Source organism: Collimonas pratensis, from assembly GCF_001584185.1.
GTDB classification, from domain to species: Bacteria; Pseudomonadota; Gammaproteobacteria; order Burkholderiales; family Burkholderiaceae_D; genus Collimonas; species Collimonas pratensis.
The window spans coordinates 4,745,219-4,761,186 of the sequence record NZ_CP013234.1; the positions used below are offsets into that span (position 1 = coordinate 4,745,219).

Genomic DNA, 15,968 nt, shown 5'->3' on the forward strand with positions numbered 1-15,968 from the left:
TACAAAGAACCCATTTTAATATGAGACTTTGCTACGCGTATGAAAGCCTGATAAACCGCCAGCCGGGAACGGCATGAAAACCGGGCGGAGATCAAGGCGGATTGGGGAAGCCCAACCCAACTCTCGATCTCCCGCCGGCCAGCCTATTTGGGCTTGGCCGCAGCCTTTGCGGCCACCTTGGCCGGGGGCGCTGCCGCAGCATCGCCCTTGGCCTTGCCGTTCACCTGCAGGCCGGCTTGCGACAGCTTGACGGCCTTTTTCTCGCCGATGCCCTGCACACGGCTTTCAAAGTCGCTCCAGTCCTTGAAATTGCCGCCCTTAGTGCGTTCGTCGATGATCCGTTTGGCGGTGCTTGCGCCTATGCCTTTGATGCCGTCCAGCGCGGCGGCATCGCCTTTGTTGACATCGACCTGGGCAAAGCTGGCGGACGCCATCAATATGCAAATTATCAGCAATAATTTCTTCAGCATTTCGTCTATCTCCCGTAAGTGTTGGCGACTAAAAAATCAATCGGACGCGAAAACGTCCAATTAATTATAGTCACGCACAAACGAAAAATTGACATTTACACCACAAACAAGAATTGACTTATCCTGGACTTGTAGCGCCTGCTGCGCGTTCGCACTCCCACATCATGAATCAACTGGCCCCAGCAATTCTTCACGGCTCACTGTGGCGGTGCCAAGCTTGCCCACCACGATGCCGCCGGCACGGTTGGCCAGCGCTACGGCGTCGCCGATCGGCAGTCCGGCGCCGAGCATCAGCGCCAGCGTCGCGATCACGGTATCACCGGCGCCGGAGACATCGAACACCTCGCGCGCCATGGCCGGAAAGTGGCGGATTTCCTGCGCCGTGTACAAGCTCATGCCTTCTTCCGAGCGGGTCAGCAGCAAGGCTTCCAGCTGCAGCGACTCGCGCAGTTTCTGCGCCTTGACAGTCAGCTCTTCTTCGCTCTTCCAGCTGCCGACGATGTGCTTCATTTCCGACTTGTTCGGCGTCAGCACGGTGGCCCCGGCATAGCGTGAAAAATCGTCGCCCTTGGGATCGACCAGGATGCACTTGCCGGCCTGTTTGGCGGCGGCGATCATTTCCGCGACATTGACCAGGCTGCCCTTGGCGTAATCGGACAGCACCACTACCGGATATTGCGGCAGCAGGGTATTGAAGCGGGTCAGCTTGTCGCGCAGGACGGCGTCGGTCGGGGCCTCTTCAAAATCGATGCGCAGCAACTGCTGCTGGCGGCCGATCACGCGCAGCTTGATGATGGTGGAGATGGTCGGATCGCGGGTCAGGAAACTGCTGACGCCCATTTCCTGCAGCATGCCGTCGACCGTGTCGCCGGCTTCATCCTGGCCGACCACGCCCAGCAGGCCGGAACTGCCGCCCAGCGTGGCGATATTGCGCGCCACGTTGGCGGCGCCGCCCAGGCGCTCTTCTCGTTTTTCAACGCGCACGATAGGCACCGGCGCCTCGGGCGAAATACGGCTGACGTCGCCGAACCAGTAACGGTCCAGCATGACATCGCCGACCACCAGGATCTGCACATGTTCGAAAGAAGCCGGCAACTTGTAGCTTTGCTTAGTCATGGTCTTATCCGCGCGCCAGTACCGAACGGCCGATGCCGTAATATTCGAAACCCTGATCGCCCATCACCTCAGGCTCATACAGATTGCGGCCGTCGAACACGATCGGCGTCTTCAGCAGCGTTTTCACCTGTTCAAAATCGGGGCTGCGGAAGGTCTTCCATTCCGTCACGATCACCAGCGCATCGGCATCCTGCAAGGCGTCGGTCTGGTTGTCGCAGAAACGGATGCGCTCGAAGGCGCCCGGCGTCGCCGCCAGATCCAGCGCCAGCACGCGCTTGGCCTCGGTCATCGCCACCGGATCGTGCACCGCCACCGTGGCGCCGCGCGCGATCAGCTCGCCCAGCAGCACGCGCGATGAGGCTTCGCGCATGTCGTCGGTATTCGGCTTGAACGCCAAGCCCCACAGCGCGAAATGCTTGCCGCTGAGGTCGGCGCCGAAGCGTTCGCCGATTTTTTGTCCGAGCACATGCTTCTGGTTGTTGTTGACCTGCTCCACCGCGCGCAGGATGTGCAATTCCTGGCCGTAGGTACGGGCCGTGCGTTCCAGCGCCTGCACATCCTTGGGGAAGCAGGAACCGCCATAGCCGCAGCCGGCGTACAGGAAGCTGTAGCCGATGCGCGGGTCGGAGCCGATGCCGTGGCGCACGGCTTCGATATCGGCGCCCACCTTGTCGGCCAGGTTGGCCAGTTCGTTCATGAACGAGATGCGGGTGGCCAGCATCGCGTTGGCGGCATATTTAGTGAATTCCGCAGAGCGCACATCCATCCAGAAAGTGCGTTCGTGGTTGCGGTTGAACGGCAGGTACAGCTGCTTCATCAGCGCTTGCGCCTGCTGGCCGGCGGCGCTTTCGTCGCAGCCGATGACGATGCGGTCAGGCCGCATGAAATCTTCCACTGCAGCGCCTTCTTTCAGGAATTCCGGATTCGAGACCACCGAGAACTGAATCTCCTCGCTGCCTGGCTTGCGCGCGTCCAGCTCTTCCTGGATCGCAGCGCTGACGCGGTCGGCGGTGCCTACCGGCACGGTGGACTTGTCGACGATTACTTTGAAGCCGGTCATGTGCTTGCCGATGTTGCGGGCCGCCGCCAGCACATATTGCAAGTCGGCCGAGCCGTCTTCATCCGGCGGCGTGCCGACGGCGATGAACTGTACCTGGCCATGCGCCACGCTGGCAGCGATGTCGGTCGAGAAATGCAGGCGGCCGGCCGCGCGGTTGCGGCTGACGATTTCCGCCAGGCCGGGTTCGTGGATAGGAATGCCGCCGCCGTTCAGCATGGCGATCTTGGCCTGATCGAGGTCGAGGCAGAAGACATCGTTGCCGAGCTCGGCCAGGCAAGCGCCTGTGACCAAGCCGACATAACCGGTACCGATAATAGTAATTTTCATGTTATTCCGTGAATGCACTGCCCGCCGCAACCAGGGCGGGCCAGCGGGATTAATTCATTACGTTCAATTCTTCCGTACGCCGCGGCGGGTAGGTTTCCCAGCGACTGCAGCCCGGGCATTGCCAGTAGAACTGACGCGCCTTGAAGCCGCAATGGCTGCATTGATAGCGCGCCAGCTTCTGGGTATAGCCGTGCACCAGGTTCTTCACCACCGACAGCTCGGAGTGCATTTCCGGCGTGATTTTCATCAAGCGCGCTTCCAGCAGCTTATCCAGTCCCAGCAAGGTCGGCGTGCGCCGCAGCTCATCGCTCACCAGCTGGTTGGTGGCTTCGACGCCGTCCAGCTCTAGCACGGCCTTGAACACCACTTCCAGCAAATCGATGGAAGAAGCCTCCGCCAGGTAGGAACGCAGCAGGCTGACGCCTTCGTGCGGCCGGCCGACGGCGCGATAGCCATCCATCAGGCGCTGCGCCACCAGCGCCACATGCAGCACGCTTTGCTGCTCGACCCGGCGCCAGACATGCAAGGCGCCTTCGACGTCGTTTTGCGCCAGGTGTACATCACCCAGCAACATGGTGGCGCGCACGCTGTTGCGGTCGTTGCTGAGCGCCTGGTCTAGCAAGGCCTTGGCTTGCTCAGGGCGGCCGTCGACCAGTTCGTCCTGCGCCAGCTCGCAATAAAACTGGGCGATTTCCTTTTGCCGGCCGCCGGCGCCGGATTGCTGCAAGGTCTGGGCCGCCTCGATGGCGCGCATCCACTCCTTTTCGCGCTGGTAGATTTCCAGCAGCGCCCGCCCGGCTTGCGCGCCGTACTGGCTGCCGGCCAGCAAATGGAAGCTTTCTTCGGCGCGGTCCAGCAGACCGGCTTTCAGGTAATCCTGCCCCAGTTCGTACTGGGCATGCAAACGATGTTCCTGCGCCAGGTCGGGCCGCGCCAGCAGGTTCTGGTGGACCCGGATCGCACGTTCGGTCTCACCGCGGCGGCGGAACAGATTGCCGAGCGCGAAATGCAGCTCGGCGGTTTCCGGATCGAGCTTGACGATTTCGATGAACGCGTCGATAGCCTTGTCAGGCTGCTCGTTGAGCAGGAAATTCAAACCCTTGAAATAACCGCGGGGCAAACTGCGCGATTCAGATATCAGCTGATTGATATCGACCCGTGCGGCAATCCAGCCTAGTCCAAAAAAGACCGGGATGCCGAGTAACCACCAAATTTCAAATTCCATACGGGTGTGCTTTATGCGTGACCAGGATTCCAGCGGAACCCGGGTGTGAAGATGCCGGCAAATCGCGTGCGCCGCCGCTACAGTTATTGCAGCAGCAGCGCAGGCAACTTGATACTAAGCGGCATTATATATTCTTGATGCTGTCCGGTTGCGGTGCTTGTGACTCTGCCAGCCGTTGCGCTTCTTGTTCTTTTTGCATGGATGTCAGGGCCTTCTTGGTTTTTGCGGCATTGCGGCGGTGACGGAATACCGATGGCGCCATCGCCAGTACGCCCAGGATCGCACCGAACACGAAGAAACCCAGCAAGAACAGCACCAGCGGTCCTTGCATGGTGGTGCCGGGGAAGAACTGGAGATCGACGCTGCCTTTGTTCTGCAGGGCGAAACCGAAAAATACAACGAACAGCAAGATCGAAAGAAGTCTGGAAATGATTTTCATGATGCCTTTCCGTGTGATTGGGTAATGGTGTAGCTGAATTTGCCGACGATTGGCTCCACCATTGTCATTTTTGCAAATCTCCACCAAATACACAAACAATATAACTATAAATGATGCGAAATTGTACGTGAAAAAAAACGGCATCCGAAGATGCCGTTTCTATTTTGCTCGTACAAGCTGCTTGTACAAAACTGATGACTCAGTCTTCCCGGATCGGTTGCCCGACCATGGCATCAACGCGCTCACGCAATTCCTTGCCTGGCTTGAAATGCGGCACCCGTTTTTCGGGCACCATCACCTTGTCGCCGGACTTGGGATTGCGCCCGATCCGCGGTGGCCGCCGATTCAGCGCAAAACTGCCGAACCCACGAATCTCGATACGCTGGCCGGTCGATAAAGCATCGGCCATGGCATCGAGTATGGTTTTCACCGCGTAATCCGCATCCTTGGCTACCAGTTGCGGATAACGTTCGGCCAAGCGGGCAATCAGCTCCGACTTTGTCATTAGCTTGACTCGCTTACTTTAAGTATTGCTTAGTTCTTGCTGTTATCGAGCTTAGCCTTCAGCAGCGCGCCCAGGCTGGTCGTACCGGAAGCGGCATTGGAGTCCGAAGCCGAAGACAGCTTCTGCATTGCTTCCTGGGTTTCAACATTGTCTTTCGCCTTGATCGACAGCTGGATGCTGCGAGCCTTGCGATCGATGTTGATGACCATGGTTTCGACTGTGTCGCCGACCTTCAGGTGCGTACCGGCATCTTCCACGCGGTCGCGGGAGATTTCGGAAGCGCGCAGGTAGCCTTCGACTTCATCCGACAACTGGATCACTGCGCCCTTAGGCTCGACCGACTTGACGGTACCGGAAACCAGTGCGCCCTTGTCGTTCATTGCAGCGAAGTTGTTGAATGGATCGCCTTCCAGTTGCTTGACGCCCAGGGAAACGCGCTCACGCTCAACGTCGATTGCCAGCACGATGGCTTCCAGCTCGTCACCCTTCTTGAAGCGGCGAACGGCTTCTTCGCCGGTTTCAGTCCAGGACAGATCCGACAGGTGCACCAGACCGTCGATGTTGCCGGCCAGGCCGATGAACACGCCGAAGTCAGTGATCGATTTGATCGCGCCCTTGACCTTGTCGCCCTTCTTGTGGGTAACAGCGAAGTCGTCCCAAGGATTAGCCTTGCATTGCTTCATGCCCAGGCTGATACGGCGGCGGTCTTCGTCGATTTCCAGAACCATGACTTCAACTTCGTCGCCCAGTTGGACAACTTTGTTTGGCGCCACGTTCTTGTTGGTCCAATCCATTTCGGAAACGTGGACCAGGCCTTCGATACCTTGTTCGACTTCGACGAATGCGCCGTAGTCGGTGAGGTTGGTGACTTTACCGAACAGACGGGTGCTTTGTGGGTAACGACGGGACAGACCGGTCCAAGGATCGTCGCCCAGTTGCTTGACGCCCAGGGAAACGCGATTCTTTTCTTGATCGTACTTCAGAACCTTGGCAGTGATCTCTTGACCGACTGTCAGCACTTCCGAAGGATGACGCACACGACGCCATGCCAGATCGGTGATGTGCAGCAGGCCGTCGATGCCGCCCAGGTCCACGAATGCGCCATAGTCGGTGATGTTCTTGACGACGCCGGTGACGATGGTGCCTTCTTTCAGGGTTTCCATCAGCTTCTGGCGCTCTTCGCCCATCGAAGCTTCGATAACCGCACGACGCGACAACACAACGTTGTTACGCTTGCGATCGAGCTTGATGACCTTGAACTCCATGGTCTTGCCTTCGAACGGCGTAGTGTCCTTGACCGGACGGGTGTCGACCAGCGAACCCGGCAGGAAGGCACGGATGCCGTTGGTCAGGACAGTCAGACCGCCCTTGACCTTGCCATTGACAGTACCGGTAACGATCTCGCCGGACTCCATCGCTTTTTCCAGCGAGAGCCACGATGCCAGACGCTTGGCCTTGTCGCGCGACAGGATGGTGTCGCCGAAACCGTTTTCCAGCGATTCGATAGCGACGGAGATGAAATCGCCGACAGCTACTTCGAGTTCGCCGTTGTCATTCTTGAATTCTTCGATTGGGATGAAGGCTTCGGACTTGAGGCCAGCGTTGACGATAACGAAGTTATGGTCAAGGCGCACGACTTCAGCAGAAATCACTTCACCAGAACGCATGTCTTGACGTGACAGCGATTCTTCAAACAGCGCGGCAAATTCATCGGCGCCGGCAGATGCAGGGGACAGAACAGTGATGGACATAGTTTTGACTAGTTGACAGTATTGCCGCTCTATCTATGCAAAGTACTTAGGACAACAGTTACAGCAGTACTTGCTAAGACGCGGTCAATATTGGGTTAGGTTTTTCAACGTCCGGTCAGACTTTGCGTCAGGCCGGACACCAAGGTACTGCAAAAAAACAACAAATTTTGTTACTGCTTGCTGCTAAACCACTGATTTACAACGTGCTTCCCATTCAGACCGGCTTGGCAGCGGCATACCAGCTAAGCACCTGCTCGACCGCCTGATCGGCAGTCATTGCAGAAGTATCCAGCAGATACGCCCCTTGCGCGGCCTTCAACGGCGCCGAGCTGCGGCTGCTATCGCGCGCATCTCGCTCCGTCAAATCCTTTGAGAGGTCTTCCATATTAGCAGAAAAACCCTTGTCAATCAATTGCTTATAGCGCCGTTCGGCCCTGGCGGCTACGCTGGCGGTCAAAAACACCTTGAGGCCGGCGTGGGGGAAGATCACCGTGCCCATGTCGCGGCCGTCGGCCACCAGTCCTGGATGTTGCCGAAAACTCAACTGCAGGCCGTACAAGGCCTGGCGCACCGTTGGTATTGCAGCAATTTTCGACGCCATGTTGCCGACTTCTTCCGCCCTGATGTCGTTGGTGACGTCTTCATTCGCCAGGAAAATATGGGCGCCGTTGAAATGGCAATGCAGATGCTCGGCCGCCTTGGCCAGCGCATGTTCGTCATCCAGCGGGGTAGCGCGCCGCATGACCGACAGCGCGGTCAGGCGATACAGCGCGCCGGAATCGAGATAGTGGAAACCCAGGTGCTGCGCAACCTTCTGCGCCACGGTGCCTTTGCCGGATGCCGTTGGGCCATCGATGGTGATGACAGGGATAGGGGAATTAGGCATAGGGATAGTCGGTTGTTATTATTGAAATTGAATTGTTACGGTTTAGGTCTAGACGGAATTACCTGATTTATTCAGCCAGCGGCGCAAAGATTGCCTGCAGGTCGTCCTGGGTCAGGCCGACGTTCTGCGCTTCCTCCCCTTGCGGCGACAACATGGCCTGCGCCAGGTCGGCTTTCTTTTGCTGCAGCAGCTGGATGCTCTCTTCCACCGTGCCCTTGGCGATCAGCTTGTAGACGAATACCGGTTTATCCTGGCCGATGCGCCAGGCACGGTCGGTGGCCTGGCTTTCGGCGGCGGGATTCCACCACGGATCGTAATGGATCACGGTATCGGCCGCGGTCAGGTTGAGGCCGACGCCGCCGGCTTTCAAGCTGATCAGGAACACCGGCACTTCGCCCTCCTGGAACTGGCGCACCGGCTCGACCCGGTCCTGGGTGGCGCCAGTCAACAGCGCATAGCCGATATCGCGCTCGCGCAATTCGGCGGCGATCAGCGTCAGCATACTGGTAAATTGCGAAAACACCAGGATCCGCCGGTCTTCCTGGCGCAGCTCGTCGACCATCTCCAGCAGCTCCAGCAGCTTGGCGGAAGGCATTTCCGCCTGTGCTGCTTCGGCTTCCGGCTGGTCGGTCTTGAGCAGGCGCGGATCGCAACAAGCCTGGCGCAACTTCAGCAAGGCTTCCAGGATCACGATATGACTGCGCGCCACGCCTTTCTTGGCGATTTCCTCGCGCACCTTCTTGTCCATCGCCAGGCGCACGTTTTCATAGAGGTCGCGTTGCGCGCCGCTCAAGGTCACGCTGCGCAGCATCTCGGTTTTCGGCGGCAGCTCCTTGGCCACCTTGTCCTTGGTCCGGCGCAGCAGGAAGGGCTTGATGCGTCGGCTCAGCAAGGCGCGGCGCGTAGCGTCGCCCTGCTTTTCGATCGGCTGGCGGAAGTCGCGGTTAAAGGTTTTTTCATCGCCGAGCAAACCCGGCAGCAGGAAATGAAACTGCGCCCACAATTCGCCCAGATGGTTTTCCACCGGCGTGCCGCTCAGGCACAGCCGATGCCGCGCATTCAGCAGGGCCGCGCTTTGCGCCACCTTGGAACGCGGATTCTTGATGTAATGCGCTTCGTCCAGGATCAGCAGATGGAAGACATGCTCACGCCAGTGTTCTTCGTCGCGCGGCAGCAAGGCATAAGTGGTCAGCACCAGGTCGTAGCCGGCGATCTGTTCGAACTGTTCCAGGCGCTGCTTGCCCTGCAATACCAGCACGCGCAGCTCGGGCGCAAAGCGCGCGGCTTCCTGCAGCCAGTTGTCCATCAGGCTGGTCGGCGCAATCACCAGCGCCGGCGCGGTCAGACGGCCGCTTTGCTTTTCGATCAGGATATGCGCCAGGGTCTGGACGGTCTTGCCGAGACCCATGTCGTCGGCCAGGATGCCGGCCAGGTCGTATTCGCGCAGGAACTGCATCCACGCCAATCCTTGCAGCTGGTAGTCGCGCAAGGTGGCTTGCAGCCCGGGCGGCGCCGACACCTGCTTGATGCCGCCGAAGGTGAGCAGCTTCTGGCCCATGCTGCGCAGCCGCTCGCCGCCTACCCAGCGCAGCTGGTTGCCGGCATCCAGCTCGGCCAGGCGCGCCGCATCGAGCGCCGACAAGCGCACCGGGCCTTCCGATTTTTCCGTGAAATACAACTCACCCAGGGTGTTCAGGATGGGCTTGATGCGGCCCCAGGGCATGGCGACATGCACGCCGTCGCTCAGACGCACCAGCAATTCATCCTGATCGTCGCGCAGCGCCATGGTGCGCGGATCGAAATCCTGCGGCGCGTGGCGTATCAGGTCCACCAGCAGCGGCAACAGCGATACCCGCTGCTGATTGACCACGATGCCCATCTGCAGGTCGAAAGCCGCGCTGGCGCCTGCCTCGTCTGTCTCGGCGATTTCGGCATACCAGTCTTCTACTTCGACTACATCGAAACGGTATTCGGCGCGCTTGTCGATCTTCCAGCCCTGCGCAATCAGCTGCGGCAATCCCTCTTTCGCGAAGCGCAGCCAAGCCGACTGGTCCGGCAGCATGAACATGCCCGGCATCATGGCCAGCGGATGCTGCGTTCCTTCCAGCGCACGCATGCCGAACCCCAGCAAGGTTTGCCGCAAGGCGTTTTCAGCGGCCTGGTCGCGCATGACCTGCTCGATCCCGGCCGGCGTGTTACGGCTCAGCGCCAACGCAAACTGGGCAGAGACCAACGCGCCGTCGTAGCGGAAATGCAGTTCGGCGAAATCCTGCATCAACGGATTGCTGACGCCGGGAAGATTTCCCAGCACCAGCAAGGGTTGCGGCGCAATGTCGCGGCGCACGGTTTGTATCACCTGAGGCGGGAAAGGGATGACATCGCTCAAACCCTGCGTCAGCAATTGCTGGGCAACTGCCAGGCTATCGTCTGGATCGAGCATCGGCGCCTGGATCACCAGGTCGTTGAGTGCTTTGCTGGAAATCCGCGTATCACGCTGCGTCAGCAGCAGCTCGCCGCAGGAAAGATTGTCGATATACCAGGGCGGCTCGGTAGGCAGCATGTAATCGAGGCTCTTGCGCAAGGAGGCCGCCCCATTCGCCGCTTCCGCTTCAAATTGCCAGCCTAGCTGCCACAGATCGCGCGCAGCGTCGCGGCCGTCGTCCAGCGCTTCATGCCAGGTCAGGCTGGCGCGGCGCGGCGCGGCAAGTTGCAGCGGATAGGCCGTGCCCTTCGCCAGGTCAGGCAGGGAATTGGCCCACAGCAGACGCTGTTGCTGCAGCAGCGCGCGCAACAGCTGGGCGCCGAGCTTGCCGCTCAGTTCACAGGCCGCATGCTGGGCATGGTTGCCGTCGTTCTGGGCCACAAACAGGCCAATCAGGTCGCGATCTTCGGGGCGCAGGAACAGCACCGGGTCGGCCAGCAGGCGCGGCACGTCGGTGACCGGCTGCGCAGCCTGGAACTGGCCGTTCGGCCGCGGCTGGGCCTTGCACAGGTGCAGCACCGCCTTCTTGCCGTTGTAGGCTGAGGTCAGCACGAAAACCACCTGGTGCGTCGCGACTTTCTGACGCAGGCCGGCCTGTTGCTGCTGCGGGGCGATGGCGCCAGCAACTTCGCCCTGGACCCGGCTCAGCCAGGCTTCCATCGGCCGCGCCAGAGTCGGCGGCGGGCTGGCTTTGGCGACAGCCGGCCTGGGCGCCGCAACTGATTTGTCGGCAGGCAGCACCGGCGGCGCAGCCGCAATCACCAGCTGATCGGCGGAAGGCCGCTGCAGGTATTCAATCAAGGCCGCCGCCACATGCTTGCAGTTGGAGCCGACCGGGCAGGAACAGACACTGTCGATGTCGGGCGTATCGCGAAATACCGACAGCGTGATTTCCTGCTGATAGATGTTGCTGCCGCTGCCCTGCACCGTTGCGTTGAGGACGTCGCCATCCTGCTCCACGGCCAGCACACGGCGCAGCCGCACGTACTCCTGGCCACGGTCAAAGGTTGCCTGGTGCAACACATCGCGCACATCGGCAAGTGTCAGATTCATGCGCGACCCGTCATCTACAGTAATTTCTGTTCGGCGATTTGCGCGAACACGGTGAAATAATCCGGGAAGGTCTTGGCGACACATTGCGGATCGTTGATGCGCACCGTGGTGCCGCGCCGCGCGGCGCCATCCAGCGCGGCCAGCGAAAAACACATGGCCATGCGGTGGTCGTCGTAGGTATCGATGGTGGCCGGCTTTAGCTGCGCCGGCGGCGTTACGCGCAGATAGTCGCTGCCCTCTTCGATGGTGGCGCCCAGCTTGCGCAGCTCGGTCGCCATGGCGCTCAGGCGGTCGGTTTCCTTGACGCGCCAGCTGGCGATATTGCGTAGCGTGCTGGTGCCTTCGGCGTACAGCGCCGCGATGGCAATCGTCATCGCCGCATCGGGAATGTGGTTGAAATCGGCGTCGATGGCCTTCAATACGCCGTTGGACGACACTTCGATCCAGTTATCGCCCAGCGTAATGCCGGCGCCCATCTGTTGTAGCGCTTCGACAAAACGGACATCGCCCTGGATGCTGTCTTTACCCACGCCTTCGACCCGCAGCGGGCCGCCGGCAATCGCTCCGGCCGCCAGGAAATAGGAAGCGGTCGAGGCATCGCCTTCGACATGGATGGTTTGTGGGCTTTGATATTGCGCCCCGGCAGCCACCGTGAACGACTGCCAGCCGTCGCGCGCAACGGTGACGCCGAAGCGTTGCATCAGGTTCAGGGTGATTTCAATATAAGGCTTGGAAATCAGTTCGCCGATCACCTCTATCGTCACTGCCTCATGTTTCGCCATCAGCGGCGCAGCCATCAGCAGCGCAGTCAGGAACTGACTGGAAACATTGCCGCGCACCTGGATCCGCTGGCTATGCAGCTGGCCGCGCTGGATATGCAAAGGCGGAAAACCGGCCACGCCGGTATAGGCGATCCGCGTGCCGATCGCATTCAGAGCATCGACCAGATCGCCGATGGGGCGTTCATGCATGCGCGCCACGCCGTGGATGGTGTAGTCGCCGCCCATGGCTGCCAGCGCCGCCGTCAGCGGGCGTATCGCGGTGCCGGCATTGCCCATGAACAGGTCGGCCTGGTGCACCGGAAAGGCGCCGCCGCTGCCCTGCACGGTATAGGTCTGCGTGCCCTCGGCCTGCTCCCAGGCGACGCCCAGCTTCTTGAGCGCGGTCAGCATCACCAGCGTATCGTCAGAAGCCAGCAAGTCGTGGATCTGCGTGGTGCCGTTGGCCAGCGCCGCCAGCAGCAGCGTGCGGTTGGAAATGCTTTTGGAACCCGGCAGCCGCACCGTCCCCTGCACTTTTGCCACAGGATGCAAATCCAGGTACTCGGGATAACTTTGTTTGCGTTGGATACTCATTAATCGCCACCTTCCTTGTTCTGTTGTTCCGCAGCCTCGATGGCGCTGATCCAGTTGTGTCTTGCCTGCTGCGCATTGCTGTAGATGGCTTCCAGCGCCGGCCCGTCGCCGGCCGCTAGCAAACCGCGCAAGCGGCCCAGCTGCAGCATGTAAGCATCCAGCTCGCCCAGCAAGGCGCTCTGGTTGGCCAGTGAAATATCGCGCCACATCTCCGGCGACGAGCCGACGATGCGGGTGAAATCGCGAAAGCCGCTGGCGGCATATTGAAACAGCGACGCCGCGTGCGGCTTGTTGGCGATATCATCCACCAACGCATACGCCAGCACGTGCGGCAAGTGGCTGACTGCGGCAAACACGGCATCGTGCTGCTGCGCCGAGAGCTGATGAATCAGCGCGCCGCACTGCTGCCAGGCAGCGGCAACCCGAGCCACATCCGCGGCCGAATTTTCCGGCAGCGGCGCCAGCACCACTTTCTTGCCGACATACAGTTCCGCCAGCGCCGCCTCGGGGCCATTCTGTTCACGCCCTGCGATCGGATGGCCGGGCACGAACTGGCCGATCTTGCCGCCCAGCGCCGTGCGCGCCGCCTGCGCCACGTCGGACTTGGTGCTGCCGGCGTCGGTGACGATGGTGCCGGCTTGCAGATGTGGCGCAATACTCGCCAGGATGGCGCCGGTCTGCGCCACCGGCGCGGCGATCAGGATCAGGTCGGCGCCGCTGACCGCCTCCGCGACATCGCTGGCGATCTGGTCGATGATGCCCAGTTCGCGCGCGCGCTGCAGTGTCGTCAGGTGGCGGCCGACGCCGACGATCTGTTCCACCACGCCGGCTTTTTTCAAAGCCAGGGCAAACGATCCGCCGATCAGGCCTACACCAAAAATTGCGATTTTCTTGAACACGGGCGTTGCTTCAATAAAGATTATTCGGACTCATGCAGCCGGCGCTCAGGCCAGCAGCTTCTTCAGTGCATCGATGAACGCCGCGTTTTCTTGCGGCAGGCCGATGGTGACGCGCAGCCATTGCGGCAAGCCATAGTTGGCGACCGGGCGCACGATGATGCCCTGCTTCAGCAACGCCAGGTTGACGCGCGCGCCGGCAGCTTCATCGGCGCCGACCTTGACCATCACGAAATTGCCGAACGACGGCACATATTCCAGCTCCAGTTCATCGAAGGTTTGCGTCAGCTGACGATAACCTTCGCGATTCAGCTGCGCGCTGCGCTGCAGGAATTCGGTATCGTTCAAGGCCGCCACGGCGGCGGCCTGGGCCAGCGAGTTGACGTTGAACGGCTGGCGGATGCGGTTCAGCAAATCGGTGATCGCCGGTTGCGCAATGCCGAAGCCGATGCGCAGGCCAGCCAGGCCGTAGGCCTTGGACATGGTGCGCGACACCAGCAGGTTGGGATACTTGCGCACCCAGGAAATCGATTCGTACTGTACTTCCGGCGGCAGGTATTCGTTATAGGCTTCGTCCAGCACCACCACGATCTGCGGCGGCACGCGCGCCAGGAAAGCTTCCAGCTCGGCGGCCGGAATGAAGCTGCCGGTCGGGTTATTCGGATTGGCGATGAAGATCAGCTTGGTGTCGGCCGTAATCGCGTCGAACATCGCCGCCAGGTCATGACCATAGTCCTTGGCCTTGACCACGATGGCGCGGGCGCCGACCGCTTGTGTCGCCAGCGCGTAGACGACGAAAGAATATTCCGCATACATCGCGGCTTGCCCGGCCTGCACGAAAGCGTGTGTCGCCAGCTCCAGGATATCGTTGCTGCCGTTGCCGAGCGTGATCCACTCTGCCGGCACATCATACTTGGCGGTAATCGCGGCCTTCAGATCGAAACCGTTAGCATCCGGATAACGGCCAATATCGGCTACTGCCTTTTGCATCGCCAGGCGCGCCGACTCCGGCATGCCCAGCGGATTTTCGTTAGAGGCCAGCTTGATGATCTTGGCTTCGTCCAGGCCGAACTCGCGGGCTACTTCGGCAATCGGCTTGCCGCCTTGATACGGGGCGATAGCGCGCACATACTCTGGACCAAATTGGATTGACATTGTCTGCTTTCAGGACGAAATATTGAACGAGATAATTAGGTAAATAAGAGGTAAATGAGAGGTAAATGCGTTAAATCAGTGAGCTATCAGTGAGCTAAATAGGGCGCTAAGCAAGTGCGTGTCCAGGCGCCGTTCAAAAGCTGCGCGGATACGATCCCAGCAGCTTGTAGAACGCAGCATTCTGCTGCAGTTCGTCCAGCGCCTTGGCCACCTTGTCGTCGGCCGCATGGCCTTCGACATCGACATAGAAATAGTATTCCCAAGCACCCATGCGTGCTGGCCGCGATTCAAAGCGGGTCATCGACACGCCATGTTTGGCGAGCGGCGCCAGCAGCTTGTAGACAGCACCGGCCTTGTTCGCCACCGACAGCACCAGCGACGTCTGGTCCTTGCCGCTGGCGCCGTTCTGCAGGCGACCCACCACGGCAAACCGGGTACGGTTGTGCGGATCGTCCTGGATATTCGCGCTGACTACCTGCAGGTCGTATTTCTGCGCCGCCATTTCGCCGGCAATCGCGGCCACCGCTTCATTCTCGCTGGCCATGCGCGCCGCTTCGGCATTCGACGCTACCGCCTGCCGTTCGATGCTCGGGTAATGCTGGTTGAGCCAGGCATTGCATTGCGCCAGCGCTTGCGAGTGGGCGCAGATGCGGGCGATGCCGGCCATCGTGCCTTCCTTGGTCATCAGGCTGTGATGCACCGGGATCGACACTTCTCCACTGATATTGAGCGTGGTTTGCAGCAGCAGGTCGAGGGTACGGTTGATCACCCCTTCGGAGGAATTCTCGATCGGCGCGACGCCGAAATCGGCGGTGCCGGCTTCGGTGGCGCGGAACACTTCGTCAATCGACACGCAAGGCAGGCCTTCCACCGCGTGGCCGAACTGCTGGTACACCGCTTGTTCGCTGAAGGTGCCGGCCGGGCCCAGATAGGCCACCGTCACGCGCTTTTCCAGCGCGCGGCAAGCCGACATCACTTCACGGAAAATGGTTTGTACATCGGCGCCTTGCAGCGGTCCCGGATTGCGCTCGGCAACCTTGAGCAAGACCTGCGCCTCGCGTTCCGGACGAAACACGGGGGCATTGGTCTCTGCCTTGACGTGGCCGACCTCTTGCGCGATTTTCGCGCGGCGGTTCAGCAAGGCCAGGATTTCGGCGTCAATGGCGTCGATCTGCTGACGCAAGGGTAGGAGTTTGTCTTCGCTCATGTTGTTTCTATCTCTGGTTCTGCTAATAAGCCTGGCGCAAG

Annotated in this window: 13 protein-coding genes; all 13 read right to left on the reverse strand. The window is 60.2% G+C overall.

Annotated elements, in window-relative coordinates:
• Nucleotides 1-143: 143 nt before the first annotated feature.
• The 13 genes from CPter91_RS21105 to pheA all read right to left on the reverse strand — a co-directional run bounded on the left by CPter91_RS21105 (nt 144) and on the right by pheA (nt 15,927).
• The gene (locus tag CPter91_RS21105; RefSeq protein ID WP_061943766.1) at nt 144-470 is read right to left on the reverse strand and encodes a ComEA family DNA-binding protein; all 327 of its coding nucleotides are present in this window, start codon (nt 468-470) and stop codon (nt 144-146) included.
• A 162-nt stretch (nt 471-632) separates the two neighbouring features.
• The gene (gene rfaE1, locus CPter91_RS21110; protein WP_061943769.1) at nt 633-1,586 is read right to left on the reverse strand and encodes a D-glycero-beta-D-manno-heptose-7-phosphate kinase; all 954 of its coding nucleotides are present in this window, start codon (nt 1,584-1,586) and stop codon (nt 633-635) included.
• A 4-nt stretch (nt 1,587-1,590) separates the two neighbouring features.
• Nucleotides 1,591-2,973: a UDP-glucose dehydrogenase family protein gene (locus CPter91_RS21115; protein ID WP_061943772.1), complete on the reverse strand. Its 1,383-nt coding sequence runs from the start codon at nt 2,971-2,973 to the stop codon at nt 1,591-1,593.
• Between the two features lie 49 nt (nt 2,974-3,022).
• Nucleotides 3,023-4,198, reverse strand: a complete 1,176-nt coding sequence (gene lapB / locus CPter91_RS21120) for a lipopolysaccharide assembly protein LapB (protein WP_061943775.1) — start codon at nt 4,196-4,198, stop codon at nt 3,023-3,025.
• Nucleotides 4,199-4,322: 124 nt separating this feature from the next.
• Complete coding sequence (locus tag CPter91_RS21125) at nt 4,323-4,637, reverse strand: LapA family protein (RefSeq protein WP_061943778.1); 315 nt, start codon at nt 4,635-4,637, stop codon at nt 4,323-4,325.
• A 199-nt stretch (nt 4,638-4,836) separates the two neighbouring features.
• On the reverse strand, nt 4,837-5,142 hold the full coding sequence (locus CPter91_RS21130; RefSeq protein WP_014007723.1) for an integration host factor subunit beta: 306 nt from the start codon (nt 5,140-5,142) through the stop codon (nt 4,837-4,839).
• A 29-nt stretch (nt 5,143-5,171) separates the two neighbouring features.
• Nucleotides 5,172-6,893, reverse strand: coding sequence for a 30S ribosomal protein S1 (rpsA, locus tag CPter91_RS21135; RefSeq protein WP_061943781.1), 1,722 nt, complete (start codon nt 6,891-6,893; stop codon nt 5,172-5,174).
• 214 nt (nt 6,894-7,107) lie between these two features.
• On the reverse strand, nt 7,108-7,779 hold the full coding sequence (gene cmk / locus CPter91_RS21140; protein WP_061943785.1) for a (d)CMP kinase: 672 nt from the start codon (nt 7,777-7,779) through the stop codon (nt 7,108-7,110).
• A gap of 67 nt (nt 7,780-7,846) precedes the next feature.
• Entirely contained in the window at nt 7,847-11,314 is a 3,468-nt protein-coding gene (locus tag CPter91_RS21145; protein WP_061943788.1) for a DEAD/DEAH box helicase, read from the reverse strand.
• Nucleotides 11,315-11,328: 14 nt separating this feature from the next.
• Nucleotides 11,329-12,669, reverse strand: coding sequence for a 3-phosphoshikimate 1-carboxyvinyltransferase (gene aroA / locus CPter91_RS21150; protein WP_061943791.1), 1,341 nt, complete (start codon nt 12,667-12,669; stop codon nt 11,329-11,331).
• Nucleotides 12,669-13,568 carry a prephenate dehydrogenase gene (locus CPter91_RS21155; RefSeq protein ID WP_061943794.1) on the reverse strand — a complete coding sequence of 300 codons (900 nt, stop codon included), beginning with the start codon at nt 13,566-13,568 and terminating at the stop codon, nt 12,669-12,671. The genes aroA and CPter91_RS21155 overlap by 1 nt, the downstream gene beginning before the upstream one ends.
• 45 nt (nt 13,569-13,613) lie before the next feature.
• Nucleotides 13,614-14,720, reverse strand: a complete 1,107-nt coding sequence (gene hisC, locus CPter91_RS21160; RefSeq protein ID WP_061943797.1) for a histidinol-phosphate transaminase — start codon at nt 14,718-14,720, stop codon at nt 13,614-13,616.
• A gap of 133 nt (nt 14,721-14,853) precedes the next feature.
• Nucleotides 14,854-15,927 (reverse strand): prephenate dehydratase, encoded by a 1,074-nt coding sequence (gene pheA, locus CPter91_RS21165; RefSeq protein WP_061943800.1) that lies wholly within the window; start codon nt 15,925-15,927, stop codon nt 14,854-14,856.
• Between the last annotated feature and the right edge of the window lie 41 nt (nt 15,928-15,968).

Excerpts from the sequence above, each read along its gene's own strand:
- hisC (WP_061943797.1), bottom strand. The coding sequence starts at position 14,720 with ATGTCAATCCAATTTGGTCCAGAGTATGTGCGCGCTATCGCCCCGTAT.
- lapB (WP_061943775.1), bottom strand. The coding sequence starts at position 4,198 with ATGGAATTTGAAATTTGGTGGTTACTCGGCATCCCGGTCTTTTTTGGA.
- aroA (WP_061943791.1), bottom strand. The coding sequence starts at position 12,669 with ATGAGTATCCAACGCAAACAAAGTTATCCCGAGTACCTGGATTTGCAT.
- pheA (WP_061943800.1), bottom strand. The coding sequence starts at position 15,927 with ATGAGCGAAGACAAACTCCTACCCTTGCGTCAGCAGATCGACGCCATT.
- CPter91_RS21125 (WP_061943778.1), bottom strand. The coding sequence starts at position 4,637 with ATGAAAATCATTTCCAGACTTCTTTCGATCTTGCTGTTCGTTGTATTT.
- CPter91_RS21105 (WP_061943766.1), bottom strand. The coding sequence starts at position 470 with ATGCTGAAGAAATTATTGCTGATAATTTGCATATTGATGGCGTCCGCC.
- CPter91_RS21115 (WP_061943772.1), bottom strand. The coding sequence starts at position 2,973 with ATGAAAATTACTATTATCGGTACCGGTTATGTCGGCTTGGTCACAGGC.
- rpsA (WP_061943781.1), bottom strand. The coding sequence starts at position 6,893 with ATGTCCATCACTGTTCTGTCCCCTGCATCTGCCGGCGCCGATGAATTT.
- CPter91_RS21130 (WP_014007723.1), bottom strand. The coding sequence starts at position 5,142 with ATGACAAAGTCGGAGCTGATTGCCCGCTTGGCCGAACGTTATCCGCAA.
- cmk (WP_061943785.1), bottom strand. The coding sequence starts at position 7,779 with ATGCCTAATTCCCCTATCCCTGTCATCACCATCGATGGCCCAACGGCA.
- rfaE1 (WP_061943769.1), bottom strand. The coding sequence starts at position 1,586 with ATGACTAAGCAAAGCTACAAGTTGCCGGCTTCTTTCGAACATGTGCAG.
- CPter91_RS21145 (WP_061943788.1), bottom strand. The coding sequence starts at position 11,314 with ATGAATCTGACACTTGCCGATGTGCGCGATGTGTTGCACCAGGCAACC.